The 20315-nt window shown below is 59.5% G+C and carries 20 protein-coding genes; 7 read left to right on the top strand and 13 right to left on the bottom strand.

Annotated elements, in window-relative coordinates:
* The first annotated feature begins 11 nt into the window (after nucleotides 1-11).
* From ACA068_RS26585 to coq7, 5 genes are all read left to right on the top strand, one after another.
* On the top strand, nucleotides 12-980 hold the full coding sequence (locus ACA068_RS26585) for an NAD(P)H-dependent flavin oxidoreductase (protein WP_010467219.1): 969 nt from the start codon (nucleotides 12-14) through the stop codon (nucleotides 978-980).
* Between the two features lie 93 nt (nucleotides 981-1073).
* Nucleotides 1074-2051, top strand: coding sequence for a DUF805 domain-containing protein (locus tag ACA068_RS26590; protein ID WP_497305874.1), 978 nt, complete (start codon nucleotides 1074-1076; stop codon nucleotides 2049-2051).
* 62 nt (nucleotides 2052-2113) lie between these two features.
* A complete protein-coding gene (locus ACA068_RS26595; RefSeq protein WP_497296317.1) occupies nucleotides 2114-2902 on the top strand; it encodes an SDR family NAD(P)-dependent oxidoreductase in 789 nt (262 codons plus the stop codon).
* Between the two features lie 81 nt (nucleotides 2903-2983).
* On the top strand, nucleotides 2984-3322 hold the full coding sequence (locus tag ACA068_RS26600; RefSeq protein WP_094470373.1) for a histidine triad nucleotide-binding protein: 339 nt from the start codon (nucleotides 2984-2986) through the stop codon (nucleotides 3320-3322).
* Between the two features lie 223 nt (nucleotides 3323-3545).
* Nucleotides 3546-4193 (top strand): 2-polyprenyl-3-methyl-6-methoxy-1,4-benzoquinone monooxygenase, encoded by a 648-nt coding sequence (coq7, locus tag ACA068_RS26605; RefSeq protein WP_010467212.1) that lies wholly within the window; start codon nucleotides 3546-3548, stop codon nucleotides 4191-4193.
* Nucleotides 4194-4298: 105 nt separating this feature from the next.
* Here coq7 and speD read toward each other — a convergent pair whose 3' ends face one another.
* Together speD and ACA068_RS26615 are read right to left on the bottom strand one after the other, a co-directional pair.
* The gene (speD, locus tag ACA068_RS26610) at nucleotides 4299-5093 is read right to left on the bottom strand and encodes an adenosylmethionine decarboxylase (protein WP_094470371.1); all 795 of its coding nucleotides are present in this window, start codon (nucleotides 5091-5093) and stop codon (nucleotides 4299-4301) included.
* Between the two features lie 238 nt (nucleotides 5094-5331).
* On the bottom strand, nucleotides 5332-5754 hold the full coding sequence (locus ACA068_RS26615; RefSeq protein ID WP_007941657.1) for an OsmC family protein: 423 nt from the start codon (nucleotides 5752-5754) through the stop codon (nucleotides 5332-5334).
* 232 nt (nucleotides 5755-5986) lie between these two features.
* Here ACA068_RS26615 and crp point away from each other — a divergent pair, with 232 nt between their 5' ends.
* Entirely contained in the window at nucleotides 5987-6631 is a 645-nt protein-coding gene (gene crp / locus ACA068_RS26620) for a cAMP-activated global transcriptional regulator CRP (protein WP_008027103.1), read from the top strand.
* Between the two features lie 10 nt (nucleotides 6632-6641).
* Here crp and ACA068_RS26625 read toward each other — a convergent pair whose 3' ends face one another.
* The 4 genes from ACA068_RS26625 to ACA068_RS26640 form a co-directional block, all read right to left on the bottom strand.
* A complete protein-coding gene (locus tag ACA068_RS26625) occupies nucleotides 6642-7343 on the bottom strand; it encodes a lipoate--protein ligase family protein (RefSeq protein WP_497305876.1) in 702 nt (233 codons plus the stop codon).
* A gap of 156 nt (nucleotides 7344-7499) precedes the next feature.
* Nucleotides 7500-8336 (bottom strand): indole-3-glycerol phosphate synthase TrpC, encoded by an 837-nt coding sequence (gene trpC / locus ACA068_RS26630; protein ID WP_497305878.1) that lies wholly within the window; start codon nucleotides 8334-8336, stop codon nucleotides 7500-7502.
* Nucleotides 8333-9382 (bottom strand): anthranilate phosphoribosyltransferase, encoded by a 1050-nt coding sequence (trpD, locus tag ACA068_RS26635; RefSeq protein ID WP_497305880.1) that lies wholly within the window; start codon nucleotides 9380-9382, stop codon nucleotides 8333-8335. Before trpD ends, trpC begins: the two co-directional genes overlap by 4 nt.
* Before the next feature lie 9 nt (nucleotides 9383-9391).
* Nucleotides 9392-9985, bottom strand: coding sequence for an aminodeoxychorismate/anthranilate synthase component II (locus ACA068_RS26640; RefSeq protein WP_219096892.1), 594 nt, complete (start codon nucleotides 9983-9985; stop codon nucleotides 9392-9394).
* A gap of 405 nt (nucleotides 9986-10390) precedes the next feature.
* On the opposite strand from ACA068_RS26640, the gene estP reads away from it, so the two are divergent.
* On the top strand, nucleotides 10391-12301 hold the full coding sequence (gene estP / locus ACA068_RS26645; RefSeq protein WP_497305882.1) for an esterase EstP: 1911 nt from the start codon (nucleotides 10391-10393) through the stop codon (nucleotides 12299-12301).
* A gap of 185 nt (nucleotides 12302-12486) precedes the next feature.
* Here estP and trpE read toward each other — a convergent pair whose 3' ends face one another.
* From trpE to ACA068_RS26680, 7 genes are all read right to left on the bottom strand, one after another.
* Nucleotides 12487-13968 carry an anthranilate synthase component I gene (trpE, locus tag ACA068_RS26650; protein WP_497305884.1) on the bottom strand — a complete coding sequence of 494 codons (1482 nt, stop codon included), beginning with the start codon at nucleotides 13966-13968 and terminating at the stop codon, nucleotides 12487-12489.
* Between the two features lie 71 nt (nucleotides 13969-14039).
* Nucleotides 14040-14858: a phosphoglycolate phosphatase gene (locus ACA068_RS26655; protein WP_497305886.1), complete on the bottom strand. Its 819-nt coding sequence runs from the start codon at nucleotides 14856-14858 to the stop codon at nucleotides 14040-14042.
* Nucleotides 14855-15529 carry a ribulose-phosphate 3-epimerase gene (gene rpe, locus ACA068_RS26660; RefSeq protein ID WP_008035979.1) on the bottom strand — a complete coding sequence of 225 codons (675 nt, stop codon included), beginning with the start codon at nucleotides 15527-15529 and terminating at the stop codon, nucleotides 14855-14857. Before rpe ends, ACA068_RS26655 begins: the two co-directional genes overlap by 4 nt.
* A gap of 80 nt (nucleotides 15530-15609) precedes the next feature.
* Complete coding sequence (locus ACA068_RS26665) at nucleotides 15610-16758, bottom strand: iron-containing alcohol dehydrogenase (RefSeq protein ID WP_497305888.1); 1149 nt, start codon at nucleotides 16756-16758, stop codon at nucleotides 15610-15612.
* 217 nt (nucleotides 16759-16975) lie between these two features.
* A complete protein-coding gene (locus ACA068_RS26670) occupies nucleotides 16976-17800 on the bottom strand; it encodes an ABC transporter permease (RefSeq protein WP_064119279.1) in 825 nt (274 codons plus the stop codon).
* Nucleotides 17801-17812: 12 nt separating this feature from the next.
* On the bottom strand, nucleotides 17813-19060 hold the full coding sequence (locus ACA068_RS26675) for an ABC transporter permease (protein WP_497305890.1): 1248 nt from the start codon (nucleotides 19058-19060) through the stop codon (nucleotides 17813-17815).
* Between the two features lie 193 nt (nucleotides 19061-19253).
* Nucleotides 19254-20297, bottom strand: coding sequence for an ABC transporter substrate-binding protein (locus ACA068_RS26680; protein WP_497296324.1), 1044 nt, complete (start codon nucleotides 20295-20297; stop codon nucleotides 19254-19256).
* Between the last annotated feature and the right edge of the window lie 18 nt (nucleotides 20298-20315).

Below are 20315 nucleotides of genomic sequence, written 5' to 3' on the forward strand. Positions count from 1 at the left end.
GGGTACTTCCAATGTCGCTGCCCGCTTTGCTCGAACAACGTTTGCGTCTGCCCGTGGTGGCAGCGCCGATGTTCCTGATTTCCAATCCGCAATTGGTGCTCGCCTGCTGCCGAAACGGCGTAGTCGGCAGCTTTCCGGCGCTGAACCAGCGCGAGAGCAGCGGCTTCAAGGCCTGGCTGGAAGAGATTGAAGCAGGGTTGGCGACACTGGAAAACCCGGCGCCTTACGCGGTCAACCTCATCGTTCACAACACTAACCCACGGCTGCAAGCGGACCTTGCGATCTGCATCGAGCACAAAGTACCGATCGTAATCACCAGCCTCGGCGCCGTGAAAGAAGTGGTAGATGCCGTCCACAGCTATGGCGGACTGGTGTTCCATGACGTGACGACCCGCCGCCATGCCGAGAAAGCTGCCGAGGCCGGTGTGGATGGCTTGATCGCCGTGGCAGCAGGTGCCGGTGGACACGCAGGGACCTGGAGCCCGTTCTCGCTGATTGCCGAGATTCGCCAGTTCTTCGACAAGACCCTGCTGCTGGCAGGCTGCCTCAACCACGGCCACGAGATCCTTGCTGCGCAATTGCTCGGCGCGGATCTGGCCTACTTCGGTACGCGATTTATCGGCACCACTGAAAGTCATGCGCCTGATGCCTACAAAGAGATGCTGCTGACGTCCAGAGCCGCGGACATCGTCCATACGCCGGCAGTGTCGGGCGTACCGGCGAGTTTCATGCGTCAAAGCCTGGAGGCTGCCGGTTTCGACATGGCAGCACTGCAAGGCAAGGGCGAGGTCGACTTCGGCTCCAAACTCAAGCCGATCAGCGATGAAGCCAAAGCCTGGAAAACCGTGTGGTCTGCGGGCCAGGGTGTCGGGGAAATCGATGATTTGCCGAGCGTCGATCAATTGGTCGCACGACTTGACGCGGAGTACCGCAAGGCTCTGGAACTGGCGGCCGAGCTGCCCAAACGCTGGCCGCGCTGAGATGAAAGTTTGGCCAGCCCACACCGGCTGGCCTTACACTTCACGCCAGTAACATTTCCTCATTCAATAAACTCGCGACAAGGATGCCTCGCAATGAGCGACAACGGTTTCAAGATCGTGTTCGACGGCGCTCTGCTGCCAGACGTTGACGCCACCACCGCTAAACAGAAGCTGGCCGAGCTATACAAAAGCGAAGTCGCTGCGGTCGAACGGCTGTTCACTGGCAAGACGGTTACACTCAAGAAAGACCTGTCGCACGCCGACGCACAAACCTATCTTCAGGCGCTGAAGAAAACTGGTATCGATGCTCGCATCGAAAGCGAGCCGTCCATAGAACTGAACCTGGCCGATGCTCACGAACACCGGCCCGTCAGCAGCCCATCCGAATTCGCCGACCCGGCATCCCCTTACGCCCCGCCCCGGGCTACCGTCGGTGAAGCCCTGCCAGAATACGCCATACTCAAGCCATTCAGCGTCGAAGGCCGCATCGGTCGTTTGCGCTATTTGGCGTGGACGATGGTCCTGACGCTGGTCATGCTGGCGGTCGGCTCCGTAGCGGCGATTTTCGCAGTCGCCATCATCAGTGCCGATTCGACCGCAGGCCTTATTCTCGGCGGCCTGGCAGCGTTCATCCTGTGCATCGCAGCCGCGGTCGTCAGCATCCAGATCAGTGTTCAGCGTCTGCATGACATCGGCTGGTCCGGCTGGCTCTGGCTGCTGAACCTGGTCCCGTTCGTGGGCAGCTTCTTTCCGTTCGTGATCATGGTCGCCCCGGGCACCAACATCGCCAATCGCTACGGCGCACCGCCTCCGCCCAACACCACGGCGGTCAAAGTGCTGTCTTCGTTGTGGGTGGTGTTAATCGCCATCGTCTTGGTTGGCGCACTGGCCGGAGGCCTTACGGCGATCCAGCAAGAGTATGAAACTGCTGCCGAAACCAGCTATGACAGCAGCTCGGTGATTACTGAAGAAGTTGAAGTCGAGCCGGCCGCAGAGGCTGAGCAGGCACCCGATTCTGCAGACGATGAAGCCGAAGAAGCCCCGGCCCCTGTAGACTCTGCGAAAGAATGAACAGCGCTCCCCGCCCGTGACACACGCGTCGCCGGCGCGGGGCTGTTGCGATGGAGAACTGCATGACCCGTTACGCTCTGATCACTGGCGCTTCCAGTGGCATCGGCCTGGCGATGGCCGAAGCACTGGCCCGCCGCGGCCGCAGCCTGATTCTGGTGGCCCGACAACGTGATCAGCTGGAAAGTATTGCCATTGAACTGACCCAACGCTTTGGCGTGGAAGTATTGTTCCGCGCCTGTGACCTGGGCGAACCGTTACGGCTGTCCGGGTTCCTGCTGGAACTGGAAGAAGGTGACCGGCAAATTGATCTGCTGATCAACTGCGCCGGCATCGGCACCTGCGGGCCATTCCTGGCCCAGGACTGGATGACCGAGCAGGATCTGATCGAAGTGAACATCCTGGCACTTACCCGCTTGTGCCATGCCATCGGCAACAGCATGGCCTTGCAGGGGGGCGGGCAGATTCTGAATGTCGCCTCAACGGCCGCTTTCCAACCCGGCCCGTGGATGAGCACGTACTACGCCAGCAAAGCCTATGTTCTGCATTTTTCCGAAGGGTTGCGCGTCGAACTGAAGAAATGTGCGGTCAAGGTCTCGGTGCTGTGCCCCGGCCCGACCCGTACCGGGTTCTTCCGTACCGCTCAACTGGACACCGGCAAGCTGGCCGACAGCAACATGCTCATGAGTCCCGAAGAGGTTGCGTTGTATACCGTGCGCGCCCTTGAGAAAAATCGCGCAATCATTATTCCGGGCCGAGGGAACCGCTGGCGCGCCTTCCTGCCGCGGCTCGGCTCGCGCTGGCTCAACCGGACAATCGCTGGCATGGTCAACAAGGCCTACTGCCCGCGCTGACCAGGCCTCAAGGTAAAAGGCTGGGCTCGTGGATAACCCATGAGTACACTCAGGCCAGTCAAAACAACGGAGAAAACAGCTGTGGATACTCTGTTCACCAAGATCATCAACCGGGAAATCCCGGCGAAGATCATCTACGAGGACGACCAGGTACTGGCCTTCCACGACATCGCCCCACAGGCACCGGTGCATTTTCTGGTCATTCCGAAAAAAGCGGTGCGCACCCTCAACGACCTCACCGAGGACGACAAGGCTTTGGCCGGGCATATTCTGTTCACCGCCCAGCGCCTGGCCCTGGAACTGGGCTGCGAAGAAGGTTTCCGCGTGGTCATGAACTGCAATGAATTGGGTGGGCAGACGGTCTATCACATTCATATGCATGTGCTGGGTCAGCGCCAGATGCACTGGCCGCCGGGCTGATGCACCGCTCTTCCCTGTAGGAGCGAGCGATGCGGCGGCCCGACTTGCCCGCGAAAGGATCTGACAGTCACATTAATGTCATCAGATAAACCGCATTCGCGGGCAAGTCGGGTCGCCGCATCGCTCGCGCCTACAGATCACGGCGACATCCACATGACCCAGCGCAAACCTTCCCCGACCGATTGGGTTAAACTGGCCGCCGAGATTCTTCCCGGAGGTCAACATGACTACCCAGCGTCACTACTCGCCGATTGACCGTCTTCTGCTGCAAGCCGATGCCGCGATGCGCACGTTACTGCCTTTCAGTGGCCAGCCATACCGTCCGTCGCCGGCCATTGTGCAGCCGGATGCGCAAATGAGTGACGAAGATACCCGCCACGTTGCTGGCTTGATGCGCATCAACCATACCGGTGAAGTCTGCGCCCAGGCGCTGTATCAGGGTCAGGCCCTGACCGCCAAGCTGCCGCACGTGCGGGCCGCCATGGAACATGCTGCCGAAGAAGAAATCGATCACCTGGTCTGGTGCGAGCAACGCATCCAGCAACTGGGCAGCCACACCAGCATTCTCAACCCGCTGTTCTACGGCATGTCGTTCGGAATTGGCGCAGTGGCCGGATTGATCAGCGACAAGGTCAGTCTGGGGTTTGTTGCCGCCACCGAGCATCAGGTGTGCAAACACTTGAACGAGCACCTTGAGCAATTGCCGGCGGAGGACGAGAAGTCCCGGGCGATTCTTGAGCAGATGCGGATTGATGAAGAACATCATGCCGAAAGTGCGCTGGATGCCGGTGGGTTTCGTTTTCCGGCGCCGGTGAAGTTCGGAATGAGTTTGCTGGCCAAGGTAATGACCAAGAGTACTTATCGGATCTGACGGATACGCTGCCGGAAAGGACGCCATCGCGAGCAAGGGCGCGTTGTTCCAGCCATAAAAAAGGCGACTGCCGTGAGGTAGTCGCCTTTTTTGTGTTCGAAAATCTTAGTTCGGCACGTTGCGCGCGTAGAAGATTTCCAGCATTTCGTGTTTCACACGGTCAGTCACCTGCGCACGCTGCTCGGAGGACAGGTTGCTGGTGGCATCGCCGAACAGGTAGTCATCCAGTTCGAAGTTCTTCAGCAACATTTTGGTGTGGAACAGGTTTTCCTGGTACACGTTCACGTCGGTCATCTGATACGCGCCGCGGGTGTCTTCGGACAGGTAGTTCTGGATCGAGTTGATCTCGTGGTCGATGAAGTGCTTTTTGCCTTCCACGTCACGGGTGAAGCCGCGCACGCGATAATCCACGGTCACGATGTCCGAATCGAACTGGTGAATCAGGAAGTTGAGCGCTTTAAGCGGTGAAATGACGCCACAGGTCGACACGTCAATGTCCACACGGAATGTCGCAATGCCGTCGTCCGGATGGATCTCCGGGTAGGTGTGCACCGTGATGTGGCTCTTGTCGAGGTGGGCCAGGATAATCTCGGGCAACGGGCCCGGCGATTCTTCGATCTGGCTGTCGGTCGGGGTTACCGGCTCTTCAGAGATCAGAATCGTGACGCTGGCGCCCTGGGGTTCGTAGTCCTGACTGGCAATGTTCAGGATGTTGGCACCAATGATATCGACAACTTCCGTGAGGATCTGCGTCAGGCGTTTCGCGTTGTACTCTTTATTGATGTACTCGACGTAAGCCTGTTGGTCTTGCGGGGTTTCCGCGTAGCAGATGTCATAGATGTTGAAGCTCAAGGTCTTTGTCAGGTTATTGAACCCGTGGAGCTTGAGTTTGCTTTTCACCGTTAAAAACTCTCTATGTATTGCGGCCCGGGCCGCGTGATCAAGCATGCCCGTCAGATGCGAACAACGCAGCTGCGTAGGACGGTTAACACCTCTTCGCGATGGCGATTTTGGTTGTCTGTTCGGGTTCGCAGCCTGTCGATGACGGGCCACTACCCTGAAAAAAGTGGCGCATTATGCAGACGTCAGCTTGGGATCGCCAGAGTCTGCACTGCTTTTATGATAGTTGAATGTCGATTCAACCGAGTTCGATGATTTCGTAGTCGTGGGTAATGGCCACGCCAGCCGCGCCCAGCATGATCGAAGCCGAGCAATACTTCTCCGCGGACAGTTCGATTGCGCGTTTGACCTGGGCTTCTTTCAACCCACGGCCCTTGACCACGAAGTGCATGTGGATCTTGGTGAAGACTTTCGGGTCCTCGGTCGCGCGCTCGGCTTCGAGGAAAGCTTCACAGCTTTCGACGGCCTGACGGGACTTTTTAAGGATGCTGACCACGTCGAAATTGCTGCAACCGCCGACACCCAGCAGGAGCATTTCCATCGGCCGGACACCCAGGTTGCGACCGCCTGCATCGGGCGGACCGTCCATGACCACGACGTGACCACTGCCGGATTCACCGAGGAACATGGCTTCGCCAGCCCATTGGATGCGTGCCTTCATCGCCAGACTCCACTGCTTAAAAAAGGGTCGCCAGCTTAGCACAGGGCCCCGGATTGACAGTGCCCTGCATTTGTAGGGCATAACCTTCCAGAGCGTAGGAAATTTTCGAATATTGCAGGAAGTGTCTGTTAAGCTGGCGCCAATTCGCTGGCGCATGGCCAGCCTTTGCCGCAACCCTCAGCGACTCATAAAAAAACCAAACACACCGTGAAGCCATTTTCGGGATACAACCATGGTTGCTATTGCCCCAACCCCAAAAATCAAAAACCTCGACAAGCTGTTGATGCATTGCCAGCGCCGTCGTTATGCGGCCAAGAGCAACATCATTTGTGCCGGTGATCGCTCGGAAACGCTGTTCTTCATCATCAAGGGCTCGGTGACGATCCTGATCGAGGATGATGACGGCCGTGAAATGATCATTGCCTACCTGAACTCCGGGGACTTTTTCGGTGAGTTGGGTCTGTTTGAACAAGCGGGACTCGAGCAGGAGCGTAGCGCTTGGGTACGCGCGAAGATCGAGTGCGAAGTGGCGGAAATCAGCTACGCAAAATTCCGCGAACTGTCCCAGCAGGATCCAGACATTCTTTACGTGCTCAGCGGACAAATCGCACAGCGTCTGCGCAATACCACGCGCAAGGTCGGCGACCTGGCCTTCTTCGACGTAACCGGTCGCGTCGCCCGCTGCCTGCTGGAACTGTGTAAACAGCCAGATGCCATGACCCACCCGGACGGCATGCAGATCAAAGTGACCCGCCAGGAGATCGGGCGGATTGTCGGTTGTTCACGGGAGATGGTCGGTCGCGTGCTCAAGGATCTGGAAGAACGCAACCTGGTGGACGTCAAAGGCAAGACCATGGTGGTCTTCGGTACGCGCTAAGCTCGAAAACTCAAGCCCCGAGCATGTCCGCCAGCACCTGGCGATAAAGCGTGTCGAGCCGTTCCAACACATCGGGCGCGGCAAATTTCTCATGCAGGGCAATGTGGCTTTCGGCGCGCACTCGCTGCTCAAGGCCGCAGGCTTCATTGAAGCGATTGACTGCGGCGACCATCGATTCACGTTCGTTATCCAGCAACAACGCACCGTGCACCAACCCGACCGGACGCGTGCCGCCCTTGCTCTGGCGCCAGCGCTGAGCGGTGCCGACCATCTTGCGGCCGTCGAGATTGACGTTAAAACGGCCATCGCAGAATGCGCCGTCGACTTCGCCCAATGACGAAACGCCGCCCATCTCATCCAGTAACTGACAGATCGGGTCGCAGAGTCGGCGGTAAGCGGTTTCGATCCGGTTTTGATCGCCTTCGCTACGCGGGGGTGCGTAGACAAGGGCGATATTGATGGTGGATGCCGATTGCGGCACCGGCTCACCGCCGGTCTCACGCAACAGCACCGGCCAACCGGCGGCGGCTGAGACTTCGCAGGCATCTTCGAAGCCGGGTAGACGATTCAGGCGTCGGGGCATGACCAAAGCCCGGTCACTGGGTTGCCAGAACATCAAGCCGAAGTCTGAATCGCCGGTGCACACATGGGCCAGCAGATCCTGTTCGGCGAGCAAGCCGGCTTCGACGGTCAGATTGGTCGGCTGGGTCATGGACTACTCCACCAGGCATAAAGTGTTTGGGGAATTTGAGGGCCTCTTCGCGAGCAAGCCCGCTCCCACATTAGTCAGCGTCCATCCAGACAACGCCGATTAAATGTGGGAGCGGGCTTGCTCGCGAAGGGGGCACCGCGGTTTTACTGCCTGCACTCAGTCGAGGGTCAAACCACTGACCGGGCCGCCACGCTCAGGAAAGAACAAACGCTGCAACTCGGTGCCCGGGCTTTCCGCGCGCATGAATGCCTCGCCCACCAGGAACGCATACACGTCGCTGATTTCCATCAGTTCCACATCCGCCCGGTTGAGAATGCCGCTTTCAGTAATCACCAGGCGATCACGCGGGATACGTGGCAGCAGGTCGAGCGTGGTTTCCAGGCTGACGTCGAAGGTGTGCAGGTTTCGGTTGTTCACGCCGACCAGCGGCGTGTCGAGGGTTTTCAAGGCCCGCTCCAGCTCGTCGCCATCGTGAACTTCCACCAGCACATCAAGACCGACGCTTTTGGCCACGGCCGCCAGCTCGGCCATTTTCACGTCGTCCAGCGCGGAGACAATCAACAGCACGCAGTCAGCGCCCAAGGCCCGGGCTTCGACGATCTGGTACGGGTCGATCATGAAATCCTTGCGGATCACCGGCAGGTTGCACGCCGCCCGCGCCTGTTGCAGATAAGCATCGGCGCCCTGGAAGTAATCGATATCGGTCAGCACCGACAAGCACGTCGCGCCGCCCTTCTCGTAGCTTTTGGCGATGTCAGCGGGAACGAAGTGCTCGCGGATCACGCCTTTGCTCGGCGAAGCTTTCTTGATTTCAGCAATGACGGCCGGCTGTTTCAACTTGGCCTGAGCAATCAATGCCTTGGCAAAACCACGGGGTGCATCGGCCGCCTTGGCCAGACTTTCCAGCTCCGCCAGACTCACACGGGCGCTGCGCTCGGCAACTTCCTGGACTTTGCGGGCCAGAATGTTTTCCAGAACCGTCGGTACACTCATCCCTCATTCTCCACTTTGAATACCGCGGTAAATGCACCCAACTCCTCAAGTTTTTCCCGAGCGAGGCCGGTGTGCAGCGCATCGTGCGCCAGGGCAACGCCTTCTTTCAAACTGGTCGCCAGGTCGGCGGCGTACAGCGCCGCACCGGCATTGAGCACGATCATCTCGGCGGCTTTCTGGCCGAATTCGGTCTTGCGCTTGCCCAGGGCATCACGAATCAGCTCGAGGGACGCCGCCGGACTTTCCACTGCCAAGCCGTGCAGGCTCTGGCTCTTCATGCCCAGGTCTTCTGGCTCGACCCAATATTCGGTGATCTGGTCATTCTTCAGTTCTGCCACGTAAGTCGGCGCCGCCAGACTGAATTCGTCCAGGCCATCCTTCGAGTGCACCACCAGCACGTGCTTGCTACCCAAGCGCTGCAAGACTTCGGCCAATGGCCGGCACAACGCCTGACTGAACACGCCCACCACCTGATGTTTCACGCCGGCCGGATTCGTAAGCGGGCCGAGCATGTTGAACAGGGTACGCAGACCAAGATCCTTGCGCGGGCCAGCAGCGTACTTCATGGCACGGTGATGGGTCTGGGCAAACATGAAACCGATGCCGACGTTGTCGATGCAGCGCGCCACCTGCACTGGGGTCAGGTTCAGGTAGATACCGGCCGCTTCCAGCAAGTCCGCGCTGCCGCTTTTGCCCGATACCGCACGGTTACCGTGCTTGGCCACAGTGCAACCGGCTGCTGCCACCACGAAGGAGGAAGCCGTCGAGACGTTGAAGATGTTCGCACCATCACCGCCGGTGCCGACCACATCGACTACACCGTCGAGGGTCTTGAGTTCGACCTTGTCAGCCAGCTCGCGCATGACCGACACCGCACCGACGATCTCATCAATGCTTTCGCTCTTCATGCGCATGGCCATCATGAACGCGCCGATCTGCGCATCCGTGCATTGCCCGGTCATGATTTCGCGCATCACATCGCGCATCTCATCGGTGCTGAGGTCGAGGTGGTCGACGATACGGCTCAGGGCTGTCTTGATATTCATGAAAAGTCCTTAGCGCGTGCCGCCGGTTTGTTTGAGGAAATTTGCGAACAGCTCGTGGCCCTGCTCGGTGAGGATAGACTCGGGATGGAACTGTACACCCTCGATGTTCAATGTCTTGTGGCGCAGGCCCATGATCTCGTCGACCGAGCCGTCTTCGAGCTGGGTCCAGGCGGTCAGTTCCAGGCAATCCGGCAGGGTTTCGCGCTTGACGATCAGCGAGTGATAGCGCGTCACCGTCAGCGGACGATTCAGGCCTTCGAATACGCCCTTGTCCTCGTGGAATACCGGGCTAGTCTTACCGTGCATCACTTGCCGGGCGCGGACCACATCACCGCCAAAAGCCTGGCCGATGGACTGGTGGCCGAGGCAGACGCCTAGAATTGGCAGTTTGCCGGCGAAATGCTTGATCACATCAAGCGAGATGCCGGCTTCGGTCGGAGTGCAAGGACCGGGGGACACGACGATGCGCTCAGGGTTGAGGGCTTCGATGTCGGCAATGGTGAGTTCATCGTTGCGCACGACTTTGACCTGGGAGCCGAGCTCACCGAGGTATTGCACAACGTTGTAAGTAAAAGAGTCGTAGTTATCGATCATCAGCAACATGGCGGTTGTAACCTCTTGAATCCACTGACTTTAAATACAGCCTTCGAATGATTACCCGCAGCGTCCTGCGCTTTGTCAGTCGCCAGGTGCGCCAGCAAAGCGGTATGTCATACGGGTAAAGAAGGCAAAGCGGTACAGGTCCGGCGGGGCCGGCAAAAGAATTCAGGCGCGCCAACGCCAGCGGGCGTGTGCCTTGATGACTTGATCCAGAAGTTTGCTGATGATCAACACGGGGAAGGTCTCATTCATACGTCTCGGCACAGTAACTTAGCTGGGCAGAGCGTGCAATATGGCCGGGGCTACTGCTCGCGAAACAATCGAAGGGTTCGCGACCGATGGCAAAAGGCCGGAAGTTTTTGGTACTGTCGTTTCGTTCACTACAACAATAAATAAACGGACTTGCTCATGATCAAACAGACGTTGTTTGTACCGCTCGCAGGATGCTTGCTCGCCGCGGCCTGCGCCCAGGCGATCGCCGCGCCTAATCCTTACTCCAATTTCGTCGTCTTCGGCGACAGTCTCAACGATGCCGGGACCTTTGCCGACACAGGCGGGCCAGCTGGCTCGACTGAGCGCTTTACCAACCGGACGGGGCCGGTTTACCTGGATGGCAACGGTGAAGTCCGCTCGCTCAACTCCACGCAGATCCTGGGGGGGAAACTGGGGTTCTCAGCGGATCAGACAGCCTCATCGTCCTCGGCTGTACGCGCCAGCAATGGCCAGCCCGATGGCAACAACTGGGCCGTCGGCGGTTATCGTACCGACCAGATTCTCGATTCGATCACCAGCACCTCCGCCACGGGCGATCGCACCCGGGCAGGCTACCTGCCGTCGAACAACTTCCGCGCCGACCCGAATGCGCTGTATTACCTGTCGGGCGGTGGCAACGATTTCCTGCAAGGTCGCGTGACCAGTCTGCCCCAGGCCAGCGCCGCCGCCGATCGCCTGGTCAGCAGCGTGCAAACCCTGCAACAGGCCGGTGCCCGCTACATCATGGTCTGGTTGCTGCCGGACATTGGCTTTACCCCGGCCTTCAACGGCACCCCGTTGCAAGCGTTCACGTCTCAGCTCAGTGCTCAGTTCAACACCGAACTGGTGAGCCAACTGCAAAATGTCAATGCCAACGTCATCCCGCTGAACATTCCGGTGCTGCTCAAAGAGACGTTTGCCAACCCGGCGCAGTTCGGCCTGGCCACCGACCAGAACCTGAGCGCCACATGCTTCAGCGGCGACAGTTGCACCGAGAACGCCCGTTACGGCATCAACAGCGCTACGCCGGACCCGACCAAGCTGATCTACAACGACTCGGTGCACCCGACCGAAGCCGGACAGCGTCTTATTGCCGATTACGCTTACTCGCTGCTGGCCGCGCCATGGGAAGCAACCCTGTTGCCACAAATGGCCCAAGGTACTTTGCGTTCCCATCAGGATGAGTTGCGCAACCAATGGCTGGCCGATTGGGAAAACTGGCAAGGCGTGGGTCAATGGCGGGCGATTGTTGCCGGTGGCGGCCAGCATCAGGACTTCGACAGCCAGCGCAGTGGCGCCAGTGCTGACGGCAATGGCGCCAACCTGAACATCGGCGGCAGCTACCGGCTCAACGATGCATGGCGCGTAGGTCTGGCGGCGGGCTTCTACAACCAGAAGCTCGAAGCCGGCGACAACGACTCGGACTACAAGCTGAACACGTACATGGGTACGGCGTTCGCCCAGTACCAGCAGAATCGCTGGTGGGGTGACGCGGCAGTGACCGCCGGGCATCTGGATTACGACAGCCTCAAACGCAAATTCCAGCTGGGGGTCAATGAACGCGGGGAGAAAGGCGACACCGACGGTTACCTGGTGGCTTTCAGCGGTCGTGTGGGGTACGACATCGCGCCGTTGGCGAGCAGCCCGTGGCATCTGTCGCCATTCGTGAGCGCTGATTTCGCCAAAGTAGAAGTCGACGGTTACTCGGAAAACGGCGCCGACTCCACCGCGCTGACATTCGACGACCAATCGCGCATTTCCCGACGTCTTGGCATTGGCTTCCAGGGCAAGTACCAGATCACTTCGCAGACCCAGGTGTTCGGCGAACTGGCTCACGAGCGTGAGTACAACGACGATACCCAGGATGTGACCATGAACCTCAACAGCCTGCCGAACAACCGCTACACCCTGGCCGGCTACACCCCGCAGACCAACCTGAACCGTTTGAACCTGGGCGTGAGCCACAACCTCACCAAGGATCTGGCTTTACGGGCGAGTTATGACATTCGCAAGGATGATGACTTTACCCAGCAGGGCATTAACGTAGGCGTTGCGCTGGACTTCTAAACATCGGGCAAAAAAAACGCGGCGCCCTCACAGGCGCCGCGTTTTTTTATGCTGAACACTTATTGTGGCGAGCGAGCTTGCTCGCGCTCGGCTGCGAAGCAGTCGTCGATTGGGCCTGCTTCTCAGGCCAGCGGGAGCAAGCTCCCTCGCCACAAAGGCCCGCTCCCACAGTTTTTTGCGTGAACTCAAGCGTCCGGGGTTTGTTCGGCCAGGGCCACGGCGCGGAACATCGCACGGCGCTTGTTCAGGGTTTCTTCCCACTCCAGCGCTGGCACAGAGTCGGAGACGATGCCGCCACCGGCCTGCACGTGCAGCTCGCCGTCCTTGATCACCGCGGTGCGGATCGCAATGGCGGTGTCCATGTTGCCGTTCCAGGCAAAGTAGCCTACCGCCCCGCCATAGACGCCCCGCTTGACCGGCTCCAGTTCGTCGATGATTTCCATCGCACGAATCTTCGGCGCGCCCGACAACGTGCCCGCCGGCAGAATCGCCCGCAGCGCGTCCATCGCCGTCAGCCCGGCCTTCAATTGGCCGGTAACGTTGGAGACGATGTGCATCACGTTGGAATAACGCTCGATGACCATCTTCTCGGTCAGTTTCACCGAACCGATTTCCGAGACCCGGCCCGTGTCGTTGCGACCGAGGTCGATCAACATCAAGTGCTCGGCGATTTCCTTGTCGTCCGACAGCAGGTCTTTTTCCAGCGCCAGGTCGGCCTCTTCGTTGGCCCCGCGTGGGCGAGTGCCGGCAATCGGGCGCACGGTGATCAGGTTGTCCTCGACCCGCACCAGCACTTCCGGCGAACTGCCGACGACGTGGAAGTCGCCGAAGTTGAAGAAGTACATATAAGGCGTCGGGTTGAAGCAACGCAGCGCCCGGTACAGATCAATCGGCGCCGCCTTGAAGTCGATCGACATGCGCTGGGACGGCACGACTTGCATGCAGTCACCGGCCAGGATGTACTCCTTGATGGTATCGACGGCTTTTTCGTAATCGTCCTGGGTGAAGCTCGAACGGAACACCGGATCAGCCGACTGTTGCTTGCTGAAATCCAAGCCACGGCGCGGAGTAATCGGTTGGCGAAGTTTTTCCAGCAATTCTTCCAGGCGCGCCTGGCCTTGCTCGAAGGCGTCGGCCTGCGCAGGGTCGGCCAGAACGATTGCGTGCATCTTGCCGGCGAGGTTGTCGAACACCACCACCGCGTCGGAAACCATCAGCAGAATGTCTGGCACGCCCAGCGGATCCGGGTTCGGGCACTTGCCCAGACGCTTCTCCACATAGCGCACGCAGTCATAACCGAAGTAACCCACCAGACCGCCATTGAAGCGCGGCAGGCCCGGGATGGTCGGTACGTTGTAGCGGGCTTTGAATTCTTCGACGAAGGCCAGTGGATCTTCCGCCTCATGGCTTTCGATCTCGACGCCGTCGTGGGTCACGCTGATGTGGTGATCGTGAACCCGCAACACAGTGCGGCACGGCAGGCCGATGATCGAATAACGACCCCACTTCTCCCCGCCCTGCACCGATTCCAGCAGGTAGGAGTTGGGCTCGTCGGCCAGTTTCAGGTAGATCGACAGCGGCGTGTCGAAGTCGGCCAGGGTTTCACAGGCCATCGGGATACGGTTGTAGCCGGCAGCGGCCAAACGCAGGAATTCTTCGCGGATCATGGGGTAGCCTCGTGGCTTGAGGGTCTAACAGTCAGGTATGCAAACGCGCCGGCAGGCCGGCCAGGAACAAGTCAGGCGCGCCAACGCCAGCGGGCCAGGGCCTTGATGACTTTCATCCAGAGTTTGCGAGTGACCACCACGATCGGATTTCCAGAAGGGGATTGAGCAACGTCGGGCAACGTTATCTCAGCGGCTGGATCCAGGCAACCGGGAATTAGCTTGCGCAGATCGTCGATCACCAGCGCCGGCGACTCTTCCGAAATCGGCCGGCCATGGTTGTAACCGTAGCTGAGGGCCACACACTTGACCCCTGCCGCTTTCGCCGCCAGCACATCGCTACGAGAGTCGCCGACAAACAGCGATTGCGAGGCCGGAATGTTGGCCATTTTCATCACAAAAAACAGCGCAGCCGGGTCAGGCTTCTTCTGCGGCAAGGTGTCGCCGCCAATGATCCATTTGAAGTAACGGCCGATTTTCATCTGATCCAGCAGCGGCGCGACAAAGCGCTCCGGCTTGTTGGTGATCAACGCCATCGCCACGCCCTGTTTGTGCAGCCATTTCAAGGTGTCACGCACGCCGGGATAGACCACGGTCAGATCATGGCTCTCGCTGTAAGCCTCCATGAAAATCTCCAGTGCGCCCTCGGCTTCACCGTCGTCGACCGTCGAATGGTCAATGCCACCGGCCAGCGCACGGCGAACCAGCACCGGCGCGCCGTTGCCGACCCATTCACGCACCGACTCGAGGCCGGCGGGCTCACGCCCCATTTTGAGCAGCATGTTATCCACGGCCACCGCGAGGTCGGGGACCGAATCGACCAGCGTGCCATCCAGATCGAACATCACCAGCCGCGGCAGACGCCCCGGGAACAGCTGCTCAAAACCACTCATGGACGGGCCAGCGCCAGTTCGGAACGCATCTTTTCAATCACCTCTTGGTAGTTAGGTGCATTGAAAATCGCCGAGCCGGCGACGAAGGTGTCAGCGCCAGCAGCGGCGATTTCACGAATGTTGTTCACGTTGACGCCGCCGTCGATTTCCAGGCGGATGTCACGGCCGGAGGCATCGATCAGCGCACGCGCTTCACGCAGCTTGTCGAGTGTACCGGGGATGAACTTCTGCCCACCGAAACCCGGGTTGACGCTCATCAGCAGAATCATGTCGACCTTGTCCATCACGTACTTGAGTACGTCCAGCGGCGTTGCCGGGTTGAACACCAGGCCGGACTTGCAGCCGCCCTCGCGGATCAGTTGCAAGGAACGGTCGACGTGCTGCGTGGCTTCCGGGTGGAAGGTGATGTAGGTCGCACCGGCCTCGATGAAGTCACCGACGATGCGGTCCACCGGGCTGACCATCAGGTGAGCGTCTATCGGCGCGGTCACGCCGTACTTGCGCAGCGCGGCGCAGACCATCGGGCCGATGGTCAGGTTCGGCACGTAGTGGTTGTCCATGACATCGAAGTGCACGAAGTCGGCGCCGGCGGCCAGGACGTTGTCCACTTCTTCACCCAGGCGGGCGAAGTCGGCGGAGAGAATCGACGGAGCAATGACGAAGGGCTGCATGACGCACCTTTTTTGAGCAGAATCACGATGGCGCGCATTGTATACCTCATGCTTTGACGCGCGCGACGTGGCCGCGATGATCAGTACGCCGCTCGGTAGATCTTCTCGATATCGACGGCGCTCAATTTGCGTGGATTGTTGCGCATCAGGCGCTCGATCCCCGCGGCTTCCACGGCCATGGCCGGGATCGCATCCTCGGGAACACCGAAACTGCGCAGCCCTGGCGGAATCTCTACCGCCGCGCACAATGCGGTCATCGCCTCCACGGCTTTGTCTGCCGCTTCATTGGCGCTCAGGTGGGCAGTCTTCACCCCCATGGCCTCGGCAATATCCTGCATGCGCTCGACGCAGGCCATTTTGTTCCAGGTCATGACATACGGCAGCAGCAAGGCGTTGCTGACGCCATGAGCAATGTTGAAACGCCCGCCCAGCGGATACGCCAGCGCATGCACCGCACCGACCCCGGCATTACCGAAGGCCATGCCGGCCATCAGGCTGGCGGTGGCCATGTCTTCGCGGGCTTGCAGGTTACACGGATTGGCGTAGGCCTTGGGCAGCGCTTTGGCGATCAGCTTGATGGCGCCGATGGCCAGGGCGTCGGTGATCGGCGAGGCGTTGACCGACAAGTAGGATTCGATGGCATGCACCAGCGCGTCAACGCCACTGGCGGCAGTGACGCTGCGCGGGCAGGTCAGGGTCATTTGCGGACTGACCAGCGCCACGTCCGGCAATAGATAGTCGCTGACAATGCCCTTCTTCAGCTGCGCGACCTTGTCGGAGAGGATCGCCACATTGGTCACCTCCGAACCGGTGCCGGCCGTGGTCGGGATGGCGATCAGCGGCGGACCTTTGCGCGGCACCTGGTCGACGCCGAACAAATCCTCCAGCGCACCGTGGTAACCGGCGTAGGCCGCGACGCTTTTGGCGATGTCGATGGCACTGCCGCCGCCGAGGCCGATCAGACCGTCATGCCCGCCCTCGCGGTAAACCCGCATACAGTCTTCGACGATGGCGATTTCCGGGTCTGGCAGCACACGGTCGAAGATCTCGTAGGTCCGATCACCCAACTGCGCCAGTGCCAGCTCGACCGTGCCGGACTTGACCAGCGCCGCGTCGGTGACGATCAACGGGTTGTCGACATCCAGGCGGGTGAGTTCGGCGGCCAGCTGCTCGATGGCACCTGCGCCGGTGATCAGTTTGTGAGCAATTTTGAAAGAGGAAAGACTCATCGTGCGCAGCCTCTTATGAATAGGGGAGCTGGGCACAATAGTAGCTGGGGATTGGGGTTTGTCTGCTATTCAGCCTATGAATGACCCAACATGGGAACAATACAAATCTAATGTAGGAGCGAAGCTTGCTCGCGAAGGGGGTATGTCAGCCAACATCGATGCTGAATGTTATGGCCTCTTCGCGAGCAAGCTTCGCTCCTACAAAATCAAAAGCCAGTCAGACCTGGGCGGTGCGCAGTTTTTCGCTGCGGCCGCGCAGCCATTCCAGGGTCAGCAACAGGATCACCGAGAAGGCAATCAGCAAGGTCGCCGCCGCAGCAATCGTAGGACTGAGGTTTTCGCGGATACCGCTGAACATCTGCCGAGGCAAGGTCGCTTGTTCGGGACCGGCGAGGAACAGCGTCACCACCACTTCATCGAACGACGTCGCGAAGGCAAACAGCGCACCCGAGATCACACCCGGCGCAATCAGCGGCAACGTCACCCGGCGGAACGCCGTCAGGGGCGAAGCCCCCAGACTGGCAGCGGCGCGCACCAGGTTATGGTTGAACCCCTGCAAGGTCGCCGACACGGTAATGATCACAAACGGCACGCCTAACACCGCATGCACCACGATCAGCGAGAAGAAGCTATTGCCCAGGCCCAGCGGAGCAAAGAACAAGTAGCTCGCCACACCGATGATCACCACCGGCACCACCATCGGCGAAATCACCAGGGCCATGACCAGCGCCTTGCCCGGGAAATCCCCCCGAGTCAGGCCGATTGCCGCCAGCGTCCCGAAGATCATCGCCAGCACCGTCGCCGCCGGAGCGACGATGATGCTGTTCTTCAATGCCCGCATCCATTCCGCCGAGGCGAAGAAGTCCTGGTACCAGTGCAGCGAGAAGCCTTGCAGCGGATAGACCAGGAAACTGCCCGAATTGAACGACAGCGGAATGATCACCAGCACCGGCAGAATCAGAAACAACAGAATCAAGCCGCAGAGAATCCGCAAGCTGTAGAACCACACCCGCTCAATGGGCGACATATAAGGACTCAGCATTTCATTCTCCCCTTAGCTCAGGCGCAGGCGACTGGCGCCCACCAGCCAGCTGTAAATCAGATAAAGCACCACGGTCGCCAACAGCAGCAGCCCACCGAGTGCAGTCGCCATGCCCCAGTTGATGCTGGTGTTGGTGTAGAAGGCGACGAAGTAGCTGACCATCTGATCGTTCGGGCTGCCCAGCAAGGCCGGGGTGATGTAGTAGCCGATGGCGAGGATGAACACCAACAGGCAACCGGCGCCGACACCGGCATAGGTCTGCGGGAAGTACACCCGCCAGAAACTGGCGAACGGGTGGCAGCCGAGGGAAATCGCGGCGCGCATGTAGGTCGGCGAAATACCTTTCATCACGCTGTAGATCGGCAGAATCATGAATGGCAGCAGGATGTGCACCATCGAGATGTAGACGCCTGTGCGGTTGAACACCAGTTCCAGCGGTTTATCGATGATGCCCAGCGCCATCAGGCCGCTGTTGATCAGTCCGCCCGATTGCAGCAACACAATCCACGCGGCCACCCGCACCAGGATCGAGGTCCAGAACGGCAGCAACACCAGAATCATCAGCAGGTTGCTTTGGCGTGACGGCAGGTTCGCCAGCAAGTAAGCCAAGGGATACGCCAGCAACAGACAGATCGAGGTGATAACCAGGCCCATCCAGAACGTGCGGGCGAAGATGTCGAGGTAGATCGCCTGGTCGGGGGTGGCTGGGGCGATTTCGCCGAGGTCGTCGATGCGATGATCGACAGCCGCCAGCAAGTAGTACGGTGTGATATTGCTGGTGTTGCGGCGCACTGCCTGCCAATAGGCCGGATCGCCCCAGCGTTCGTCGAGGCCTTCCAGCGCTTCTTTATAAGAAGCCGGTTCAGTGGCGAACGGCAAGGCGCGGGCGGTTTTGGTCAGCAGGCTGCGGTAGCCGGCCAATTCCATGTTCAAGCGCTTGGACAGGTCGCCCAGGGTCTGATTCTTACGGGCTTCAGCGAGGTCTTCGCTGGCCGCTTTGTACACCGGTTCTGCGGGCAGACCGCGGCCGTCCCAACTGGCGATGGCCGCCACAGTGCGCGGCATGCCGCCGACCACTTCAGGGTTACCAACGCTTTTGTAGAGCAGCGCCACGATCGGCACCAGGAACACCAGCAACAGAAACAGCACCAGGGGCGCGATCAAGGCCTGGGCCTTCCAGCGGTTGATCCGCTCGGCGTGCTTGAGCCGCTGCTTCAAGGTGGGATCAGTGCCCGCGTTCAGGGGAATGGCGGTGGCCATGGCGTACTCCGGAAATCTTTGATCGTTACAAAGGAAGGCAAGCCACCTCTGTTCTTGATAACTACACATCCCCCCTGTAGGAGCGAGGCTTGCCCGCGAAGACGGTGTGTCAGTCAACATCGATGTTGAATGTACCGACGCCTTCGCGGGCAAGCCTCGCTCCTACAGGAGTGGATAAGCCCACGGGGTGGTCTTATTTCGCAGCCCAGGAGTTGAAGCGCTGTTCCAGTTGCTCGCCGTTGTCAGCCCAGAAGCTGACGTCGATCTGCACCTGGTTGGCGATGTTTTCCGGGGTGGTCGGCATGTCTTTCAGGACATCCTTGGCCAACAACGGTACGGCTTGAATGTTGGCTGGGCCGTAAGCGATGTTTTCCGAGTAGGTCTTCTGCTGCTGCGGCGCCACCGAGAACGCGATGAATTTCTTCGCCGCTTCAGCGCGTGCTTTATCCAGACCTTTTGGAATGGCCCATGCGTCGAAGTCGTAGATACCGCCGTTCCACACGACTTTCAGATTGCTTTCTTTCTGCACGGCGGCGATCCGGCCGTTGTAGGCCGAGCTCATGACCACGTCACCGGACGCGAGGTATTGCGGCGGCTGTGCGCCGGCTTCCCACCACTGAATGCTTGGCTTGAGCTCATCAAGTTTCTTGAATGCGCGATCCTGACCGTCTTTGCCGGCCAGCACTTTGTAGACGTCTTTCGGCGCAACGCCGTCGGCCATCAGTGCGAATTCCAGGGTGTATTTGGCGCCTTTACGCAGGCCGCGCTTGCCCGGGAATTTCTTGGTGTCCCAGAAATCCACCCAACTGGTCGGTGCGGAAGCCAGTTTGTCGGCGTTGTAGGCCAACACGGTCGACCACACGAAGAAACCTACGCCGCAAGGCTGAATCGCGCCCTTGACGTAATCTTCGGATTTGCCGAACAGCGCAGGATCAAGTTGCTCGAACATGTCTTCGTCGCAACCGCGAGACAGTTCTGGCGACTCAACTTCCACCAGGTCCCAGGACACGCTCTTGGTGTCGACCATGGCTTTGACCTTGGCCATCTCACCGTTGTATTCGCCCGCCACGATCTTGCCGTTGCCTGCCGCTTCCCACGGTGCGTAGAAGGCTTTGACCTGCGCTGCCTTGTTCGCCCCGCCAAAGGACACCACGGTCAAGTCCGGGCCCGCCGCCATCGCGTGTGCCGCACCGATCATGCCCATGACCAAAGCGGTGAATTTCAGGGATCTCAACATTTATTGTTCTCTCCACGT

The sequence above is a fragment of the Pseudomonas sp. LBUM1660 genome, assembly GCF_059695935.1.